The 18,587-nt window shown below is 60.8% G+C and carries 18 protein-coding genes; 7 read left to right on the forward strand and 11 right to left on the reverse strand.

Annotated elements, in window-relative coordinates; translation table 11 throughout:
- The first annotated feature begins 321 nt into the window (after positions 1–321).
- Positions 322–1,200, forward strand: coding sequence for an aldo/keto reductase (locus PR017_RS00435; RefSeq protein WP_111216542.1), 879 nt, complete (start codon positions 322–324; stop codon positions 1,198–1,200).
- 412 nt (positions 1,201–1,612) lie between these two features.
- Here PR017_RS00435 and PR017_RS00440 read toward each other — a convergent pair whose 3' ends face one another.
- On the reverse strand, positions 1,613–1,996 hold the full coding sequence (locus PR017_RS00440) for a hypothetical protein (protein WP_111216544.1): 384 nt from the start codon (positions 1,994–1,996) through the stop codon (positions 1,613–1,615).
- A gap of 223 nt (positions 1,997–2,219) precedes the next feature.
- On the opposite strand from PR017_RS00440, the gene PR017_RS00445 reads away from it, so the two are divergent.
- Genes PR017_RS00445 through PR017_RS00455 form a run of 3 tightly spaced genes read left to right on the forward strand, consistent with a single transcriptional unit; the run spans position 2,220 to position 5,255 of the window.
- A complete protein-coding gene (locus PR017_RS00445) occupies positions 2,220–3,470 on the forward strand; it encodes an NAD(P)/FAD-dependent oxidoreductase (protein WP_111216545.1) in 1,251 nt (416 codons plus the stop codon).
- A 10-nt stretch (positions 3,471–3,480) separates the two neighbouring features.
- Entirely contained in the window at positions 3,481–4,191 is a 711-nt protein-coding gene (locus tag PR017_RS00450) for an SDR family oxidoreductase (protein ID WP_111216547.1), read from the forward strand.
- A 14-nt stretch (positions 4,192–4,205) separates the two neighbouring features.
- The gene (locus PR017_RS00455) at positions 4,206–5,255 is read left to right on the forward strand and encodes a 4-hydroxyproline epimerase (protein WP_111216548.1); all 1,050 of its coding nucleotides are present in this window, start codon (positions 4,206–4,208) and stop codon (positions 5,253–5,255) included.
- A 60-nt stretch (positions 5,256–5,315) separates the two neighbouring features.
- On the opposite strand, the gene PR017_RS00460 is transcribed toward PR017_RS00455, so the two are convergent.
- Together PR017_RS00460 and PR017_RS00465 are read right to left on the reverse strand one after the other, a co-directional pair.
- Positions 5,316–6,242: a carbohydrate kinase family protein gene (locus tag PR017_RS00460; protein ID WP_111216550.1), complete on the reverse strand. Its 927-nt coding sequence runs from the start codon at positions 6,240–6,242 to the stop codon at positions 5,316–5,318.
- 78 nt (positions 6,243–6,320) lie between these two features.
- Positions 6,321–7,019 (reverse strand): orotate phosphoribosyltransferase, encoded by a 699-nt coding sequence (locus tag PR017_RS00465; protein WP_111216552.1) that lies wholly within the window; start codon positions 7,017–7,019, stop codon positions 6,321–6,323.
- Positions 7,020–7,376: 357 nt separating this feature from the next.
- Here PR017_RS00465 and PR017_RS00470 point away from each other — a divergent pair, with 357 nt between their 5' ends.
- On the forward strand, positions 7,377–8,279 hold the full coding sequence (locus PR017_RS00470; RefSeq protein ID WP_111216554.1) for a GGDEF domain-containing protein: 903 nt from the start codon (positions 7,377–7,379) through the stop codon (positions 8,277–8,279).
- Here PR017_RS00470 and PR017_RS00475 read toward each other — a convergent pair.
- From PR017_RS00475 to PR017_RS00500, 6 genes are all read right to left on the reverse strand, one after another.
- Positions 8,269–9,465 (reverse strand): GGDEF domain-containing protein, encoded by a 1,197-nt coding sequence (locus PR017_RS00475; RefSeq protein WP_111216556.1) that lies wholly within the window; start codon positions 9,463–9,465, stop codon positions 8,269–8,271. The genes PR017_RS00470 and PR017_RS00475 overlap by 11 nt on opposite strands.
- Before the next feature lie 133 nt (positions 9,466–9,598).
- A complete protein-coding gene (pyrC, locus tag PR017_RS00480; protein WP_111216557.1) occupies positions 9,599–10,648 on the reverse strand; it encodes a dihydroorotase in 1,050 nt (349 codons plus the stop codon).
- A gap of 97 nt (positions 10,649–10,745) precedes the next feature.
- Positions 10,746–11,372 (reverse strand): nucleoside triphosphate hydrolase, encoded by a 627-nt coding sequence (locus tag PR017_RS00485; protein ID WP_111216559.1) that lies wholly within the window; start codon positions 11,370–11,372, stop codon positions 10,746–10,748.
- Positions 11,369–12,151 (reverse strand): ATP-binding cassette domain-containing protein, encoded by a 783-nt coding sequence (locus PR017_RS00490; RefSeq protein ID WP_111216561.1) that lies wholly within the window; start codon positions 12,149–12,151, stop codon positions 11,369–11,371. Before PR017_RS00490 ends, PR017_RS00485 begins: the two co-directional genes overlap by 4 nt.
- A 1-nt stretch (position 12,152) precedes the next feature.
- Positions 12,153–13,217 carry an ABC transporter permease gene (locus tag PR017_RS00495; protein ID WP_111216563.1) on the reverse strand — a complete coding sequence of 355 codons (1,065 nt, stop codon included), beginning with the start codon at positions 13,215–13,217 and terminating at the stop codon, positions 12,153–12,155.
- 143 nt (positions 13,218–13,360) lie between these two features.
- Complete coding sequence (locus tag PR017_RS00500) at positions 13,361–14,386, reverse strand: sugar ABC transporter substrate-binding protein (protein WP_111216565.1); 1,026 nt, start codon at positions 14,384–14,386, stop codon at positions 13,361–13,363.
- A 232-nt stretch (positions 14,387–14,618) separates the two neighbouring features.
- Between PR017_RS00500 and PR017_RS00505 the strand changes: the two genes are divergently transcribed.
- Positions 14,619–15,866, forward strand: a complete 1,248-nt coding sequence (locus PR017_RS00505; protein WP_111216567.1) for an ROK family transcriptional regulator — start codon at positions 14,619–14,621, stop codon at positions 15,864–15,866.
- Complete coding sequence (locus tag PR017_RS00510) at positions 15,850–16,281, forward strand: RbsD/FucU family protein (RefSeq protein ID WP_111216568.1); 432 nt, start codon at positions 15,850–15,852, stop codon at positions 16,279–16,281. Before PR017_RS00505 ends, PR017_RS00510 begins: the two co-directional genes overlap by 17 nt.
- Before the next feature lie 9 nt (positions 16,282–16,290).
- On the opposite strand, the gene PR017_RS00515 is transcribed toward PR017_RS00510, so the two are convergent.
- Positions 16,291–16,683 (reverse strand): VOC family protein, encoded by a 393-nt coding sequence (locus tag PR017_RS00515; protein WP_111216570.1) that lies wholly within the window; start codon positions 16,681–16,683, stop codon positions 16,291–16,293.
- Positions 16,680–18,308: a glucose-6-phosphate isomerase gene (pgi, locus tag PR017_RS00520; protein WP_111216572.1), complete on the reverse strand. Its 1,629-nt coding sequence runs from the start codon at positions 18,306–18,308 to the stop codon at positions 16,680–16,682. Before pgi ends, PR017_RS00515 begins: the two co-directional genes overlap by 4 nt.
- Between the last annotated feature and the right edge of the window lie 279 nt (positions 18,309–18,587).

Raw genomic sequence — 18,587 nt, forward strand, 5'->3', positions numbered from 1 at the left:
ATCGAATCACAGATAGGCATTGATGCCGCCGTTCACACCATTTGAAGCCTTTTTTCCGCAGAAGACCAGCGGCTTGGCATGGAAGCGCTCGGCCAAATTCACACGGTCGCTGCCGGTCCGACAAGGGGCGACGGTACTGAATCCAAGGAGAGGTCAGGGGCGACGATCACGGACGGCCCGAACCATCCGTTTCGGCGTCGCTTGTTGTATCTTCGGTCCCGCTTGCCCATCTCCCTCTACGCCGGGCAGTGATTGGCCTTGCGCAGGAAACGCCTCCGGCCTCGAAGAATTTCCGAAAGATAGATTGAGAAAGAGACGATCATGACCGAGTTGAATGCATCCAAATCCGGGACCTTCAAGATTGGCGGCGATCTCACCGTCAACCGTCTTGGTTTCGGCGCCATGCGCATCACAGGCAAGGGCATATGGGGAGACCCCGCCGATCGCGAGGAAAGCATCCGCACCCTCAAGCGACTGCCCGAGCTCGGCGTCAACTTCATCGACACCGCCGATTCCTACGGCCCTGATGTCTCAGAGCAGCTGATCAAGGAGGCATTGCACCCCTACGGAAAGATGGTGATCGCCACCAAGGGCGGTCTGACGCGAACCGGTCCTGAAGTCTGGATACCCGTCGGTCGCCCGGAATATCTCATCCAGCAGGCCCACAAGAGCCTGCGCAATCTCGGCGTCGAACAGATCGACCTCTGGCAATTGCACCGCATCGATCCCAAGGTTCCGGCGAAGGAACAGTTCGATGCTATCAAGTCGTTGCTGGACGACAAGATCATCCGCCACGCCGGCCTGAGCGAGGTGTCCGTGGCAGAGATCGAAGCCGCCTCGAAGGTCTTCAAGGTGTCGACGGTGCAGAACCGCTATAACCTCGTCGACCGCACCAGCGAAGACGTGCTCGATTACTGCGAGAAGCACGGAATCGGCTTCATTCCGTGGTACCCGCTGGCCGCCGGCGATCTCGCCAAGCCCGGTTCGCTGCTGGATACCATCGCCAAGCGCCACAACGCTGCCCCAAGCCAGATCGCGCTTGACTGGGTGTTGAAGCGTAGCCCCGTAATGCTGCCGATCCCAGGCACGTCAAAGGTCAAGCATCTCGAAGAGAACGTGGCCGCGGTGAATTTCACTCTGTCCGAGGATGAGTTCAAGGCACTCGATGCGGAAGGCAAGAAGGTTTTCAAGACTGCCTGAGCCACACGATAGGCCGAAAGTGACGACGGCATCGCCGTCACTTTCGGCCTGATTTAAAAGAACACATCGACATCAAATTGCGCGGGCATTTGCTCGCCGCCAAGTCAATATCCCAAATACCTGCTTTCACGGCTTCTAATTAGGCGAATTGTCGCAGAGGCATGCTTTTATGCAGGCGCTAACTCAATAAGGCTAACTTACTCATGCGCGACGCGCATTGCTGCAATGCAATGTCAGCCATTTCAAAAACCGGGCGGTGACTGTATCTATTGTTTCGAAGGCAGCGCACTCCTCCTCCCAGCGCTTCCTTCTTCGATCGGCAGCACTCCTCCTCCCAGTTGCCGATCTCTATTAAGAGCCCGACGCATCCTCCTCCCGCGTCGGGCTCTTTAAGTTTTTGGTTCAGCCAATATCAGTCTCCGATACGCGCAACGCCTGTCTGGCCGTTGTCGCGCGTCCATTTGACCTTGCCGGCGCCGTCCCGCTCGAGCACGAAGCACATCGGTGCACCGTCGTACCAAGTCTTGAACTGCTGGCAGAGCCGGTCAGATTTGATCCACCATTTGCCGACATCGTTCGGCTTGATGAACTTGCCAAGCCCGACCGCCTGTCCGTTGCCGTCCACGGTTCCGGACTTATGGTAGGTAAGCGGCATCTCGCCACCGAGCGGGGCTGCGAGATAGATCGTGCGGCCAATGATATCGCTGCGGATATCGTTGTCCGTCATCGCTTCGGCCCGGGCGGTGACTGGAAGGAGCGCTGCGAGCGCAAGGAGTGCAGGGAGCAACGGCTTCATCTTTGACCTCTGGTCGGTTGATACAAAGCCACGTACGTCGCGACCGCCAATTTGGTTTCACCGTTCCCCGACAAAGCCATCGTTTCTATCGGCATTCGCTCCATCGGACGTCGGGGATGGTGAGGTCCAGTCTTTCAAAAATCTATAGGCGCCAGGGCAGCGCCTGATATATCTCTGCGACTGATTTGCTGCGCAGCGCAGCCTTGTTGGGATACGCACGCCCATGACGGAAGACACAAGCAAGACCACCATAGTCATCGGCGCCGGCATTGTCGGCACCGCGATCGCTTTCGAGTTGCAGAAGCGCGGCCACCAGGTGACGCTTGTCGACAAGGGCGAGCCTGGGAAGGGCACGTCGTTTGGCAACATGGCCAGCATCGCGCTTGATTTTGCCGCCGGCTCCGGCCCCTCGACATGGCGCAAGATGCCGGGCTGGCTGCTCGATCCGGAAGGGCCAGTCTGGCTAAGGCCTTCTTATGCACCGAAGATATTGCCGTGGTTCCTGCGTTTCCTCGCCGCCGGCCGTCCATCGCGTCTACGCCAGATCGAAGATGCCGGCATGGCCCTGTCGGGTCCCGCACTTGCCGATTTTCGCGCCATGCTGGATGCCATCGGCGCACCCGAGTTGATGACTGAGGACGGATGCCTCGCCATCTACGAAACCGAGGCTGAATTTGCGGGCGATCGCGGCCATCTGGAGATGATGCAACGCTATGGTTTCGAGCATTCGGTCGTCAGCGGTGCCGACCTCCGCGCTCTCGAACCGGCCCTCTCTCCTCACATTGCGAAGGCGGTGCTGCTGCCGAACAACAAGTCCATCCGCAATCCCTATCATCTGGTTCTGAAGCTGGTCGATGCTGCGAAAGCCGCCGGTACAGGCTTCGTCTCTGGCGAAGCCACCATGATCGAGCGCCGGGCGGGCGGCGGCGTCACGGTCATGCTCGCCAATGGCCGCAGGCTCGATGCCGACGATGCGGTGGTTGCTGCCGGCGTGCCCACGCGAGTGATCGCCAAGGCTTTGGGCGAGCCTATCCCGCTCGAGACCGAGCGGGGCTATCACACGCAGATCATGGCCCCCGGCATTTTCATGCGCCACTCGATCATCTGGCCGGCCCGCGCCTTCATGGTGACCCCGACTGCCGGCGGCATCCGCGTCGGCGGTAATGTCGAGCTTGCAGGCCTCGATGCGCCGCCGGATTATCGCCGTCCCCGCGTCCTCGTCCGTCATGCGCAGAGGGCGCTGCCTGGCCTTGAGGTAGAGGAGGCCACCGACTGGATGGGCCATCGTCCCTCGTTGCCGGATACCATCCCCATCATCTCCGCGTCTTCCCGGCTGCCGGGCGTCTGGTATGCGACCGGCCACGGTCATCTCGGTCTTACATATTCCGCCACGACAGCTCGCCTGATGGCGGATATGATCGGTGGCATGACGCCGTCAATCGATATGACGCCGTTCCGCATCAACCGATACTAGGAGGAAGCCGATGTCCGACACCGAAAAGCCAGTCGCTCTCATTACCGGCGGTGGCCGGGGCATGGGCGAGGCCATCGCCCGTGAACTGGTTGCCACCGGCTATCGCGTCGCGCTGATGTCGCCCTCCGAAAGCTGCGAGAAGCTGGCTGCCGAACTCGGCGGCGTCGCCTCACGCGGCGTGGCGGAAAAGGCGGAAGACATCCAGGCTATCTTCGACCTGACCATGAAGACCTATGGCCGCATCGATGCGGTGGTCAACCATACCGGCCATCCGCCGAAGGGCGATCTGCTCGACATCTCCGACGAAAACTGGACACTCGGCTCCGACATGATGGTGCTCAGCGTCGTGCGCATGGCGCGGTTGGTCACCCCGGTCATGCTGCGCCAGGGCAAGGGTGCCTTCGTCAACATCACCACCTTTGCGGCCTATGAGCCATCGCTGGTATTCCCGGTCTCCTGCGCCTACCGCGCCGCAGCCGGTGCCTTCACGAAGCTCTATGCCGATCGCTACGCCGCCGACAATATCCGCATGAATTGCCTGTTGCCGGGCTATATCGATAGCCTCGCCCACAAGCCTGAGACGGCCGAAAAGATCCCGATGAAGCGCATCGGCCAGATGCAGGAGGTCGCCAAGACCGCAGCCTTCCTGCTGTCCGATGGCGCCGGCTACATCACCGGCCAGAATATCCGCGTCGACGGCGGCGTTACCCGGCACGTCTGATTGGAGAAGATGATATGAGATGGAAGCGGACGATCCAGCTGCTGGATGTTCATTGCGAGGGTGAGATCGGCAGGGTCGCGATCGGCGGCGTGCCGAAGATCCCCGGCGATACCATAGCCGAGCAATTGCACTGGATGAATACGGACCCGAAAGGTGAGGAACTCCGGCGCTTCCTGGTGCTCGAACCGCGGGGCGCGCCGATCGGCTCCGTCAACCTGCTGCTGCCGGCCAAGCACCCGGATGCAGATGCCGGCTTCATCATCCTGCAGCCCGACCAGGCCCATGCGAGCTCTGGCTCGAACTCGATCTGCGTCACCACTGCGCTGCTGGAATCCGGTATCGTCGAGATGCAGGAGCCGGAAACCACAGTCACGCTCGACACCGCCGCAGGCCTGGTGCGGGCAGTTGCCACCTGCCGCGATGGCCGCTGCGAGAAAGTGCGGCTGACCATGGTGCCGTCTTTCGTCCACGAGCTCGACGTGGTGCTAGACACGCCGGAATGGGGCGCGATCAGCCTGGACATCTGCTATGGCGGCATTTTCTACGCGCTGGTCGATGTCGGACAGGTAGGCCTCACCATCGAGGCATCGAGGGCGGCGGACCTGGTGAAAGCCGGCATGGTCCTGCGTGAGCGCATCAACCGGACGATGTCTGTGGTTCATCCGGAAATCCCGGCGATCTCGGGCGTCGCCTACGTGATGTTCCGCGATATCGATGCCGACGGTGCCATTCGCACTTGCACAACGATGTGGCCCGGCCGGGTCGACCGCTCGCCCTGCGGCACCGGCAACTCCGCCAATCTCGCGACGCTGTACGCGCGCGGCAAGGCGAAGGTCGGCGACGTCTTCAAGTCGCGCTCCATCATCGGTTCGGAATTCGAGGTCGGTCTCTCCGCCCTCACAGAAGTAGCCGGCAAGCCCGCCATCATTCCGACGATCACCGGCCGCGGCTTCACCTTCGGTCTGTCGCAGGTGTCGCTGGACCCCTTCGATCCCCTCGCAGCCGGCTTCGCGCTGACGGATGTCTGGGGCCCCTCCGCCGGCGAGATCGGCGCAGGTAAATAACCTTCCCCTTCTCCCCTCGGGGAGAAGGTGCCCTAGGGGCGGATGAGGGTATCTAGCCTTCTAAAGCCCGATTTCCCGTGCCCACGGTGGATTGGCGCCAGCGCGCGATACGGTGATCGCGGCGGCCTTGGCGCCGAGCGCCAGCGCATCGCGCAATGCCTTCTCGTCGAGCGAGGCAACCTGCGCCTTCGTCAGCAGATTGTTCATCTTCAGCGAGGCGAGAATGCCGGCATCGAAGGTGTCGCCGGCGCCAACTGTGTCGACCACCGTGACGCGTTCGCTCGGCACGGAAACCTTCTGCGACTTGGTGTATCCCGTAGCGCCCTCGGCACCCTTCGTGATGACAACCAGCTTGGCCCCGTGGTCCAGCCAATGGGAGGCGAGTTGGTCATGGTCGCCGGACATGCCGAACCATTCCAGATCTTCGTCCGAGAATTTGAGGATGTCCGACATCGCCGCCATGCGCTTGATGCGCGCCATATGGGCCGGCTTGTCCTTGATGAAGCCCGGTCGGATGTTCGGATCGAGCGAGATGACGCGCCGGGCCTGCTCGCGCGCCATCAATGCCTCGTAGGTCTCGCCGCAGGGGCTGGGGATGAGGCTGATGGCGCCGAAATGCAGCGCCTCGCAGCTGTCGCCGAGGTCCGGCAGATCGGCTTCCGTGATCATCCGGCCGGCGGTGCCTTCGTCGTAGAAGGCATAGGTCGCCTGGCCGTTGACCAGCTTCACGAAGGCGATGGTGCTAGGCCGCGATACGATGGCGCAGGGGCTGGAATCGACGTTGCTCGCCTTCAGCGTCTCGATCAGGATTTCGCCCAGCATATCGTCGGCAAGGCCGGTGAAGAAGGCAGTCTCGACGCCGAGGCGACCGAGCGCGATAGCGGTGTTGAAGATCGCACCGCCGGCATAGGGCGCAAAGGCCTTTTCACCCAGCGTCGTTTCTCGGGGCAGCATGTCGATCAAAGCTTCGCCGCAGCACAATATCATTCCGGCCTCCCAGAGAGCGTGTCTCTATCTTTTAAACTGTCAAAAACGGTTAGAGCGATTTCGAAGAAATGCAAAGCGTCACGGCGCCGAAAGCTGAGTGATGCCGCCGTGCGCACCCGACCAGGCGAGCGGTGCATCGAGAAACGCCTCGACGGCGGACAGCGTCTTGTCGTCAAAAAGCTTCTGCGCCTTGGCGACGGCAAGCACGTTGCGCCATGTGGCGATATGATGGAAGCGCACCTTGCCGTCGGCAAACCGCAACGCCCCTTCGTCAAAAATGCCGTAGTAAAAAAGAGCAATCGCGTGGTCGACGATGCCGCCGGCAGCGCGGATCGCGTCGATGAACGTGAACATGCTGCCGCCGGCCGTCGTCAGGTCCTCGATGACCAGCACGCGCGCGCCGGCCGGCATGTCGCCCTCTATCTGGGCGTTGCGGCCATGGCCCTTGGGCTTCTTGCGGACATAGATCATCGGCAGGCCGAGGCGGTCGGCGAGCAGCGCTGCAAATGGGATCCCGGCCGTCTCGCCGCCGGCAATGCAGTCGAACTGCTCGAAGCCGGCATCGCGTAGCAGCACACTGGCCGCAAAGTCCATGACCGTCGAGCGGACGCGCGGATAGGAAAGCAGTTTGCGGCAATCGATATAGACGGGGCTGGCCATGCCCGAGGCAAATTTGTAGGGCGTCTCAGCGTTGAAATGCACCGCCTTGATTTCCCAGAGCATCTTTGCCAGAAGTTCCGCCATCACGGAGCGGTCGGGAAATGTCGTCTGCATGATGCGGCTCTCCTCAGGCTTTAAAACTTTGCCTGCGGCATAGCAGCAAGGCGCGGCGGTTTCCAGAAGGCGACCACATTTAGGGGCTTAAATTACGCGGGACGCCTGTTAAAAAAGAGGCCATCAGGGGAGTCTCAGACATGGTCAAGCCGTGATGAAGCGCCATATCCACTGCTTATTCTCATCCACAGCGAAGTTTATTATTAAGTAATATCTAATAAAATATATATCCCAGTCGTTTCCCTGCCATTGTGATTTGCGGTCGGAAAATTCATTAAAATTCTTGGTATTTGTTTAGGATTCAGGTTTCTAAATTACCCTTAGTTTCCACCCGCCAATGGGGCATGCAAGGAGACCGGAATGCGCCTGCCACGATCTGCGGCACTGAAGAAATTTGGTTCGTCGCTCACGCTGAAGATCTTCTCGATCTGCTTCCTGGCAACGCATCTGCCGCTGCTGGCGCTGATTGCCTATCTGCTGACGGGCTATGAAGCCGCAGCGATGCCGATCCTTGCCACTGCACTGCTGGCGACGTTGCTGGGCACGGGGCTCTGTTTTCTCTCCGTCTGGCTATTGCTGCGCCCGCTGGAGACTGTGACCAAAACCGTGCAGGCCTACCGCGAAACCGGTGCGGTATCGATGATCCGAAGCCAGCGCCACGATGAGATCGGCGTCGTCGTCAACGCCGTGTCGACCCTGATTGCAGAACTGCATGCGACGCTATCCCAGCTGCGCCGCCAGGCGACGACCGACGTGCTGACCGGCCTCGGCAATCGCCGCTGGCTGCGCGATATCGGCACTTCGGAACTCCAGCGCGCGGAGCGCGAAAATGAGCCGGTTTGCGTCATTGTCTTCGATCTCGATCACTTCAAGACCATCAATGACGAGCATGGTCATGAGGTCGGCGACCAGGTGCTGACCGTGACTGGCGCGATCATCCAGCACAACATGCGGCCTTACGATATCGCAGCGCGTATCGGCGGCGAAGAGTTCTGCATCCTCTTGCCGCGCACAGACACCGCGCAGGCGATTGCCATCGCAGAACGTTTGCGACGGGAACTGGCAACCCGGGCGGTCGGCCCTGTACCCGCCGGGCGGATTACCGCTAGCTTCGGTGTCTATTGCGGCGATCCAACCACCGAGACGCTGAAAACCATGATGATGGCAGCCGACCGCAAATTATATGCGGCCAAAAACAGCGGACGTAACGCCGTTCACTGGGATGCCGCCAAGCCTGTGGTGGAGTCTGCGGTCAGGCACTAGCGGATTCTGTTTCCGGCGGGGGTTCCGTGTCGCTGGCAACTACATGCAGATACTCTGCGGTCTCCACGCGGTTTCGGCCGTTGCGTTTCGCAGCGTAAAGCGCGCGGTCGGCAGCCTGGAGGACGCCTTCGAAATCGGCTCCCCCATTCGAACCGAAGGCGATGCCGGCACTGACGGTACATTTGACGGTCTTGCCTTCGAAGGAAAAGGAGCGTGCCGCAAAACACTCGCGTATGCGGTCGGCGATCTGTTCGGCGCGGCCGGGCATGACATTGTCGAGCACCAGCGTGAATTCCTCGCCGCCGAGACGGGCCACCACGTCGTAGGCCCTGAGATTGGTGACGAGTTCTTCGGCGAACAACTTGAGAACGGCATCTCCAGCCGCATGGCCAAATTCGTCATTGACCGCCTTGAACCGATCGATGTCGAAGATAACAGCGGCCATCACCGTCGAAAAGCTCCGGTTTCCGCAGCGATCGAACAGCGCCCTGCGGTTCATCAGACCCGTCAGCTGGTCCGTCATGGCATCCGACCGGTGCCGGGTCGCCTGGCGCCACTGATGCAGGGCCAGCGACAGGGCGCCGATCCCCGTCATAGCAGCGATGGCAACCGCGATGCTGAGGTTTTCCGCCCAGTTTTGAGGCGCTTTGCCAATCACCATCTTTCCGTCGGAGATGAGGACGGCAGAGCAGAGGACGAAGGTGAACGCGGTCAGAAGGTAGAGGGTCGTGATACCGTAGATCGGGGCGGGTGCCTCGGCGCGGCCCAGCCAATATTCATAAGCTGTGGCTGACAGCATCGCGGCGATGACGAGATTGTAGACGATGAAGGCCAGCCCGTCATAACCGAGCAACATCGGCGGCACGCTTATGGCCAGGCCCAAGACAGCACCGGCGACGATCCTGACGCGAGACAGGCGATCCTTCCTGAATTGGTAACCTGCCGCCCAGATGACGGAGAAACCGGAGAGAGCGATGGTGAAGGAGACGACCGCAAGGCTCTTCATCGGTTTGACGATATAGAAGCTATAACAGGAGATCGCGGCAACGACCAGCAGCAACCCGATGGCGCAGGTCAGCAGGAATGTTTCGGGGCGGCGGTTGAGCCAGCTACCCAGCAACGTCACCGCAAGGCAAAATGTCGATGCACCCAGCGCAATCAGCAGAGAATTATAGTCGAGCATCATGCCGTCTCTCTACGGTTCATTCCGCGATGCATGGTATCAGCGCGACACTATTCTGGCATAGGTATCCAATTGGTTACCACAATGCGCAAAAAGCCTGGTTTTGTCGCATGACAGCATGTCCGATGACTGGACATCATAGCCGCCTCGGTTCGACGGCCCAGTGTAGCGGGAACATCGGGTCGAAAACGGTCACCGGCCCGGCTCCCGTTTCTATTTTCTCCGGAAACGCGATCGATTCGATCCGGCGGACCAGCGTCATCGTCTCGGTATTCGGTTGCAGTCCATACCAGGCCGGACCGTTCAGCGACACGAAGGCTTCGAGCTTGTCGAGTGCGCCTTCCTGTTCGAAGACATGCGCAAGGCAGCTCATCGTGTTGATCGAGGTGTAGATGCCGGCGCAGCCGCAGGCGCATTCCTTGAGCGGGTCGACATGGGGCGCAGAGTCGGTGCCAAGGAAAAACCGATGGTCGCCGCTTGTTGCTGCCGCCCGCAAAGCCAGCCGATGGCTCTCCCGCTTGGCAACCGGCAGGCAATAATAGTGCGGCCGGATGCCGCCGACGAGGATGGCATTGCGATTGATGATCAGGTGGTGGGTGGTGATCGTCCCGGCCAGGTTGGTGGTTGCCGACTTGATATAGTCGATCCCGTCGGAGGTGGTGACATGCTCCATCGTCACTTTCAGCTCGGGCAGGCGCTGGCGCAGCGGATCGAGAACTGTCTCGATGAACACCGCCTCACGATCGAAGATATCGACGTCGGCAGTCGTTACCTCTCCGTGGACGCAGAGCGGCAGGCCAATCTTCGCCATACGCTCCAGCACCGGCATCGCCTTGTTGAAATCGCGCACTCCACCATGCGAGTTTGTCGTGGCGCCTGCCGGGTAAAGTTTGACGGCGGTGATGATGCCGCTGTTCTTGCCCTCCTCGACATCGTCGGGGCTGGTGTGTTCGGTGAGATAAAGCGTCATCAGCGGCTGGAATCCGTTGCCTTCGGGCAAGGCCGCCATGATCCGCTCGCGGTAGGCTATCGCATCGGCAGTGGTCACCACCGGCGGTACCAGATTGGGCATGATGATGGCGCGGGCGAAGTGGCGGCTGCTGTCGCCGATCACGCCCTCCATCATTGCACCATCGCGAAGGTGCAGATGCCAGTCGTCGGGGCGGCGGATGGTAAGCTTTTGCATCGATGTCTCCCGGCGGCGGGCTTATGGCGTCGCGCCGGGATAACATTCATGCACCGCCGATGACAACTGTCTTCGTCAAGGCGCTGCCAAGTAGGGATCAGGCGATTTCCAGCGTCACGTCTGCCGGGCGCCTGTTGCCGAGGATGAGCCGGCCGTTTGGCAGGTCATTTTCGTAGACCTTCGCGTGGGCTTCCTCTTCGCTCAGCTTGTAACCGCGCCAGCGCGCCCAGAGGCGTTCCTCCAGTACCTCAATTGGCGGTGCCATCAGGATCGAAAAATCGAACATTCCCTCCAGTGCAGCCCATTTTCCCTGGCTGAACAGGAGATAGTTGCCCTCGACGATGATGAAGCGATGATCGGGCGAGACGACGCGCGCCGACGCAATCGCCAGCTCGCGCGACCGGTCGAAAACCGGCACGAGAACTTCCTGGTCGCCAGGCCGTACGGCCTTGACGATGTCGAGGAAGGCGCGGACGTCGAAAGTTTCCGGCGTGCCTTTGCGGGCAAGCTGGCCCCGCGCGATCAGGATGGCGTTGTCCATGTGGAAGCCGTCCATCGGAAGCACTTCGGCGCTTTCGCCATGTGCCTTGAGCGCATCGGCCAGATTATCGGCCAGCGTCGATTTGCCGGCCCCTGGAGGACCGGCAATCGCCACCATGAACCGCTTGACCGATCCAGCCTTGGCGATGATCTGGCCGGCCATCTCCTCGATGGTCGGGCTCATGCAGCGACGGTCTCGGCGGGCACGCCCTTGGCGCCAGTCATGAAGGCAACGGCGTCGGACATCGAGTAATCCTTCGGGTCGATGACCGTCAGGCGCTTGCCGAGCCGATGGATGTGGATGCGATCGGCGACTTCGAAGACATGCGGCATGTTGTGCGAGATCAGAACGATCGGAATGCCGCGCGAGCGCACGTCGAGGATCAGTTCGAGAACGCGACGGCTTTCCTTGACGCCGAGCGCTGCCGTCGGCTCGTCAAGGATGATGACCTTGGACCCGAAAGCTGCGGCGCGCGCAACGGCCACACCCTGGCGCTGGCCGCCGGAGAGCGTTTCGACGGTCTGGTTGATGTTCTGGATGGTCATCAGCCCGAGTTCGGAAAGCTTGTCGCGAGCCTTCGTTTCCATCGCCGGCCGGTCGAGCATGCGGAAGACACTGCCAAGAACGCCTGGCTTGCGGATCTCCCGGCCGAGGAACATGTTGTCGGCGATCGACAGGGCAGGCGACAGCGCAAGGTTCTGGTAGACCGTTTCGATGCCGGCTTCGCGGGCCTCGAGCGGCGACTTGAACTGCACCTTTTGGCCTTCGAGATGAATCTCGCCTTCGTCGACGATGACGGCGCCGGAAATGGCCTTGATCAGCGATGACTTGCCGGCCCCGTTGTCGCCTATGACGGCGAGAATTTCGCCTGGATAGAGGTCGAAATCAGCATGGTCGAGGGCGGTGACGCGTCCGTAGCGCTTGACGAGGCCGCGGGCGGTGAGAATGGGTTGAACGGCCATGTTACACCGAAACCTTTCTGATCCACTGATCGATGGCGACAGCGGCGATGATGAGAACGCCGGTGAGAAGGACTTTCCACTGCGGGTCTGCGCCGAGCATGTTGAGACCCATCGACACGACACCGACGATCATGGCGCCGAACAGCGTTCCGAGGATCGAGCCGCGTCCGCCGAATAGCGAGATACCGCCGATAACCGTCGCCGTGATGGCCTGCAGATTGAAATCCGTGACGGCCGAAGACGGGGAAACCGAACCATTGCGGCCGATCGATACCCATGCCGCCAGCCCTGCGATGACGCCGGAGATTGCGTAGACTGTGAGGAGAACCTTCTTGGTCTGGATGCCGGCAAGCTTCGCAGCCTCGGGATCGTCGCCCACCGCATAGACATGGCGGCCCCAGGCCGTGTGGTTCAGCACATACCAGAGCAGGATCACCAGCAGCACCATGGCGACAACGCCGAGCGTCAGGACCGCGCTGCCGAGCTTGAAGCTGACGGCAAACAGATGCAACAGGGGCGCCTTGTCCTGGACATCGGTGTCGCGAATGGTCTCGTTGGCCGAATAGATGAAATTCGTGGCCATCACGATATTCCAGGTGCCCAGTGTCACGATAAAGGGCGGAAGCTTCATGTAGGCGACGAGGAAGCCGTTGAGCAGCCCGCAGACGCCACCGGCAAGCATGCCGGCCGCAACCGCAATTGGTGTGGGCAAGCCATAGGTAATGGCGAAATTTCCCATGATGACCGAAGAGATGACCATGATGACGCCGATGGACAGGTCGATACCCGCCGTCAGGATCACCAGCGTCTGGGCGGCACCGAGAATGCCGACGATGGCAATCTGCTGCAGGATGAGCGTCAGCGTGTAGGACGAGAAGAACCGTCCGCCGATCGCCAGTCCGAAGACCACGATGGCAAGCACCAGAACGATCAGCGGCACGGCCGCAGGCGTCGAATGCAGGAAGTGCTGGGCGCGCTTCAAAAGGGAAAGTTTTTCGTTCTCGAAGGAGACGACATTCTTGTCGCTGTCGTCGAGAACACGTTCGAATTCCTGTGCTCCGGTCATATTTCCTCCTCTGCGCGCCAAACGGCGCAGAAAGCCTCACCAATGTCTCCGGGCGTGATGCCGGCAGGCGGCGAACGTTCGTTGGCTAATTACGAAATTCCGGCCGGGGCTGACCCCGGCCGGATGAAGATGTCAGACGAGTATCAGCCCCAGCACTTCGCAGTGCCTTCCTTGACGTCGATCGACGGTACGCCGGCAACCGGCTTGTCCGTAACGAGCGAGACGCCAGTGTCGAAGAATGCCTTGCCAGGTGTCGGCTTCGGCTTTTCGCCCGTGTCGGCGAACTTCTTGATGGCTTCGACGCCCATGGCTGCCATCATCAGCGGGTACTGCTGCGATGTTGCGCCGATGACGCCTTCCTTGACGGACTTGACGCCTGGGCAACCGCCGTCGACGGAAACGATCAGGACGTCTTTTTCCATGCCGACAGCCTTCAGTGCCTGGTAGGCGCCGACTGCAGCAGGCTCGTTGATCGTGTGGATGACGTTGATGCCTGGATCCTTCTGGAGAAGGTTTTCCATGGCTTTGCGGCCGCCTTCTTCATTGCCGTTGGTCACGTCGTGACCGACGATGCGTGGATCGGTTTCGTCGCCGATCTTGTTCGGGTCCTTGGGGTCGATGCCGAAGCCGATCATGAAGCCCTGGTCGCGCAGGACATCGACCGAAGGCTGCGATGGCGTCAGGTCGAGGAAGCCGACCTTTGCGGTCTTGGCCTTGTCGCCCATGGTGCCCTTGGCCCATTCGCCGACGAGCTTGCCGGCAAGCAGGTTGTCGGTGGCAAAAGTTGCATCGGCAGCATCGGCTGGCTCAAGCGGAGTGTCGAGCGCGATGACAACGAGCCCGGCGTCGCGAGCCTTCTTGACGGAGGAAACGATGCCCTTGGTGTCCGATGCAGTGATCAGGATGCCCTTTGCGCCGCTGGCAATGCAGCTCTCGATGGCAGCAACCTGGCTTTCGCTGTCGCCGTCGATCTTGCCCGCATAAGCCTTCAGGGTAACGCCGAGTTCCTTGGCCTTGGCCGTAGCGCCTTCCTTCATCTTGACGAAGAACGGATTGGTGTCTGTCTTGGTGATGAGGCAGACAGTCGTGTCGGCGGCATTTGCCGGCATGGCGAAAACGACGCCAAGAGCAAGTCCGGCGAGCGCTGCAGTGATAACGGATTTCTTCATGCGATCCTCCCAGGATGTGAACAGGCCGGCCCAAACAGGGTCCGGGATGCAGTTGCGGCAAATGCTTTAAATTTGATCTGCACGCTTCCTCCAAAGCCGTGCCGCGCCTCCATATCGGCGATTTAAAGCGGAAAGGTTGCGCCCTGTCAATAAATAAATCCAATTGAATTATTAATCGACTGTGGCATGATGCCGAAAAATAAGGCATGGCCATTACGGGAGGAGTCGGCCGTTGTCATCCGTGGAAGATCCGGCAAGCACATTGCCGTCGTCATACAATCTGGAAGCCAGCGGCGGAGCCAATCAGGTTCGCGTCCGCGCCTACAATGAGCGGCTGGTGCTGTCGCTCGTGCGCCGCCACGGAGCACTTTCGAAGGCCGACATCGCCCGTCGGACAGGTTTGTCGGCCCAGACCGTATCGGTGATCATGCGGGTGCTGGAAAAGGAAGGCCTGCTCTTGCGCGACGAGCCGGTACGCGGCCGTGTCGGCCAGCCTTCGACGCCGATGCGTCTCAACGCCGATGCCGTCCTCTCCTTCGGCGTCAAGATCGGCCGGCGCAGCGCCGATCTCGTGTTGATGGATTTCGTCGGCACCATCCGCAAACAACTCCACCAGACCTATGCCTATCCGCTGCCGCACGAGATCATCGAGTTCGTCACGCGCGGTATCCGCCAGATCGAAGGCGAGATGAGCGCCAAGGAACGCGGCAATATCGCCGGGATCGGCATAGCCGCACCCTTTGAACTCTGGAGCTGGGCCGAAGAAGTCGGGGCTCCCGATGGTGCGATGGAGGTCTGGCGCGGCTTCGACCTGCAGATCGAGGTCGGCGCGCGCGTGTCGCATCCGGTCTATCTGCAGAACGATGCCACCAGTGCCTGTGGAGCGGAACTGGTTTTCGGCGCCGGCGCCCGCTATCCGGATTTCGTCTACATGTTCATCGGCTCGTTCATCGGCGGCGGTATCGTCCTCAATTCTTCGATTTTCGTCGGTCGTACCGGCACAGCCGGCGCCATCGGACCGCTGCCCGTGCGCGATCGCCACGGGGAGACACGCCAACTGCTGAAGATTGCTTCGATCTTCGTGCTCGAAAATCTCCTGCGCGAGCATGGCATAGATCCGCAGCCGCTGTGGTATTCCGCCAACGACTGGATCGATTTCGGGCCGCCGCTCGAGATATGGATCCAGGATACGGCTGCAGCCCTGGCGCAGGCCATCGTCGCGGCGGCATCGATTATCGATTTCAGTGCTGCGGTGATCGACGGCGGGTTCCCCGATTGGGTCCGCCAGCGCGTTGTACAGGCCACCATCAAGGCTGCTGCCGAACTCGACCTGCAGGGCGTCGTGATGCCCGAAATCGTCGAGGGGTCGGTCGGCACCCAGGCACGCGCCATCGGTGGCGCCAGTCTGCCGATCTTCGCCCGCTATCTCATAGACCAGAACATTCTCTTCAAGGAAATTGACAATGCTGAAGCACATTGACCCGCTGCTGAGCCCGGAACTTCTCTTCGCCCTCAGGGCCATGGGACATGGCGACGAAATCGCGCTGGTGGATGGTAACTATCCCGGCCTGACCGACGCCCGCCGCCTTATACGCCTCGATGGTCATGGCGTGATTGCCGTGCTGAATGCTGTTCTGAGCGTCCTGCCGATAGACGAATTCGTCGACGAAGCCATCTTCCGCGCCACCGTCAAGCAGGACCGCGACACCCTCGATCCAGTCCACCGGGAGATGGTCGAATGCTGCGCCCGGCACGTCCCGGACATCAAGGTCGTGCCATTGCTGCCCGCCGATTTCTACGCCCGCGTCAAAGGCGCCCACGCCCTTATTCAGACGAGCGAACCCCGGCTCTACGGCAATATCATCCTGCGCAAAGGCGTTATTTACCCGGCTTAAGAAATCTCGTCATCGGCTCCAGGCGGCCTGCTGCAGCACGACGCGGTAGCCATCCGGATCCTCGAAGGTCTTTCCCTGCACGTCCCAATAGTCGTTGTACGACATAACCGCCACGCATCCTGCGGCTTCCATGCGATCCACGGCAGCCCGCCACTCCGCCTCATCCGGCAGGTATAACACCAGCAGGTTATCCTCCGTCGGAGCCCGGCCGACAGTGTGGCCGCGGTGATGCGTGAATTCCAGGTGATAGGGCCAGTGCGGGTGACCTAGGACCAGCCCGTCGAAGCCGTTGTGACCCTCGAAGGCAACGAGAACCTCAAATCCCAGCCCCGCCTCGTAGAAGGGGCGGAGCCGGGCGATGTCGTCCGTCGGTCTTGCGACACGCAGGACAGGGAGGGTCATGACTTGGCGCGGGCTTTCAGCGCGGCAACGAGACCGATGGTCGAGGAATCGTGGCCCTCGGCACTTTCCTTGCCTTCGACGACAGGCAGCAGGCCGGTCGCCAGTTCCTTGCCGAGCTCGACGCCCCACTGGTCGAAGGAGTTGATGCGGAACAGCACGCCTTCGACGAAGACGCGGTGTTCGTAGAGCGCGATCAGCCGGCCGAGCGCAAACGGCGTCAGCTGGTCGTAGACGAAGGTGATCGACGGACGATTGCCGGTAAAGACGCGGTGCGGCGCGATGAAGTCGGCCTTCTTGTCCTCCATGCCCTTGTCGGTCAGCTGCTTCTTGGCTTCCTCGAACGTGCGGCCCTTCATCAGCGCTTCCGACTGGGCAAGAACGTTGGCGATCAGCAGCTGGTGCTGGTGGCGCAGTTCCGGCTCGAAGGAGTTGGCGGCAATCATGAACTCCGCCGGGATGACGCTCGTGCCCTGATGGATCAGCTGGTAGAAAGCGTGCTGGCCGTTGGTCCCAGGCTCGCCCCAGACGACCGGGCCGGAATTGCCCTCGACCGGGGTGCCGTCGATGGTGACGCCCTTGCCGTTCGATTCCATGTCAAGCTGCTGCAAGTAGGCCGGAAAACGCGACAGGCGCTGGTCATAGGGAAGGATGGCGCGCGTCGCATAGCCGAGCACATTGCGGTCGTAGTATCCAATGAGGCCCAGCAGCACCGGCAGGTTCTTCTCGATCGGTGCCGTGCGGAAATGGTTGTCCATCGCATGCGCGCCATCGAGAAACTTGCCGAAATTTTCAGGACCGACGGCAATCATCAGCGGCAGGCCGATGGCCGACCAGATCGAGTAGCGTCCGCCAACCCAGTCCCAGAAGCCGAAGACGCGGGCGCTGTCGATGCCAAAGGTCGCGACCTTGTCGAGCGCTGTCGAGACTGCGCAGAAGTGATGCTCCACGGCCGCTTCGCCGAGTGCCTTGGAAATGAAGTCGCGCGCGGTCTGCGCATTGGTCATCGTCTCGATGGTCGTGAAGGTCTTCGAGGCGACGATGAACAGCGTGGTTTCCGGCTGAACCAGTTTCAGGATGTCGGCGATATGGGCGCTGTCGATGTTGGAGACGAAATGCGATTTCGGGCCATCGTGGAAAGGCGCCAGCGCCAGCGTCGCCATGACCGGGCCGAGGTCCGAGCCGCCGATGCCGATGTTGATGACGTCGGTGATCGCCTTGCCGGTAGCGCCCTTGATGGTGCCGGAGCGGATACCGTCGGCAAACTTGCCCATCGCTGCCAGCACGCCGTTGACGTCAGGCATGACATCCTTGCCGTCGACCATCACCGGCGTGTTCGAGCGGTTACGGAGCGCGGTGTGCAGCACGGCGCGTCCCTCGGTGAAATTGATCGGCGCGCCCGAAAACATCTCGTCGCGCTTTTTCTCGACGCCACCCTCTGCGGCAAGCTTCAGCAGCAGCGCCATAATCTCGTCGTTGACCGCCGTCTTGGAGTAATCCATCAGCAGGTCGTCCAGCGAAGCGGTGTAGCGGGAGAAACGGCCGCTATCGGCGGCGAATGCCGCGCGAATGTCGGTGGCATTGGTGGCCGCAGCCGTGCTCTTCAATTGTTCGACGATCGCTTGCATGGGAAGCTCCTTAGGGGTTCGGAGAAGGTCGCGGAAACTATTCGCTTTGTGATGCCTAAATCAAGTTGGGTCACAAACTATTCGTAAAAAAGCGGAGAGGGGCCGGACTTGAAGAGCAAGCTCTTCCGGGATATATTGATGGAGTGACAGGCGGAGTTAGCGCTCCGCCTGCCTTCGCTAAGTTTTAATGAATGCGACCCGGACGGTCACTGACCAGCTCGTCCGGGTCTTTCTCACAACAAGCGTAATGCTAAGCGGCAAGAACCACATCGCATCACC

Source organism: Rhizobium tumorigenes, from assembly GCF_003240565.2.
Classification (GTDB): Bacteria; Pseudomonadota; Alphaproteobacteria; order Rhizobiales; family Rhizobiaceae; genus Rhizobium; species Rhizobium tumorigenes.

Bases quoted from the DNA above. Each gene is read 5' to 3' on its own strand.
- PR017_RS00435 (WP_111216542.1), top strand. From the start codon at position 322: ATGACCGAGTTGAATGCATCCAAATCCGGGACCTTCAAGATTGGCGGC.
- PR017_RS00440 (WP_111216544.1), bottom strand. From the start codon at position 1,996: ATGAAGCCGTTGCTCCCTGCACTCCTTGCGCTCGCAGCGCTCCTTCCA.
- PR017_RS00445 (WP_111216545.1), top strand. From the start codon at position 2,220: ATGACGGAAGACACAAGCAAGACCACCATAGTCATCGGCGCCGGCATT.
- PR017_RS00450 (WP_111216547.1), top strand. From the start codon at position 3,481: ATGTCCGACACCGAAAAGCCAGTCGCTCTCATTACCGGCGGTGGCCGG.
- PR017_RS00455 (WP_111216548.1), top strand. From the start codon at position 4,206: ATGAGATGGAAGCGGACGATCCAGCTGCTGGATGTTCATTGCGAGGGT.
- PR017_RS00460 (WP_111216550.1), bottom strand. From the start codon at position 6,242: ATGATATTGTGCTGCGGCGAAGCTTTGATCGACATGCTGCCCCGAGAA.
- PR017_RS00470 (WP_111216554.1), top strand. From the start codon at position 7,377: ATGCGCCTGCCACGATCTGCGGCACTGAAGAAATTTGGTTCGTCGCTC.
- PR017_RS00475 (WP_111216556.1), bottom strand. From the start codon at position 9,465: ATGATGCTCGACTATAATTCTCTGCTGATTGCGCTGGGTGCATCGACA.
- pyrC (WP_111216557.1), bottom strand. From the start codon at position 10,648: ATGCAAAAGCTTACCATCCGCCGCCCCGACGACTGGCATCTGCACCTT.
- PR017_RS00485 (WP_111216559.1), bottom strand. From the start codon at position 11,372: ATGAGCCCGACCATCGAGGAGATGGCCGGCCAGATCATCGCCAAGGCT.
- PR017_RS00490 (WP_111216561.1), bottom strand. From the start codon at position 12,151: ATGGCCGTTCAACCCATTCTCACCGCCCGCGGCCTCGTCAAGCGCTAC.
- PR017_RS00495 (WP_111216563.1), bottom strand. From the start codon at position 13,217: ATGACCGGAGCACAGGAATTCGAACGTGTTCTCGACGACAGCGACAAG.
- PR017_RS00500 (WP_111216565.1), bottom strand. From the start codon at position 14,386: ATGAAGAAATCCGTTATCACTGCAGCGCTCGCCGGACTTGCTCTTGGC.
- PR017_RS00510 (WP_111216568.1), top strand. From the start codon at position 15,850: ATGCTGAAGCACATTGACCCGCTGCTGAGCCCGGAACTTCTCTTCGCC.
- PR017_RS00515 (WP_111216570.1), bottom strand. From the start codon at position 16,683: ATGACCCTCCCTGTCCTGCGTGTCGCAAGACCGACGGACGACATCGCC.
- pgi (WP_111216572.1), bottom strand. From the start codon at position 18,308: ATGCAAGCGATCGTCGAACAATTGAAGAGCACGGCTGCGGCCACCAAT.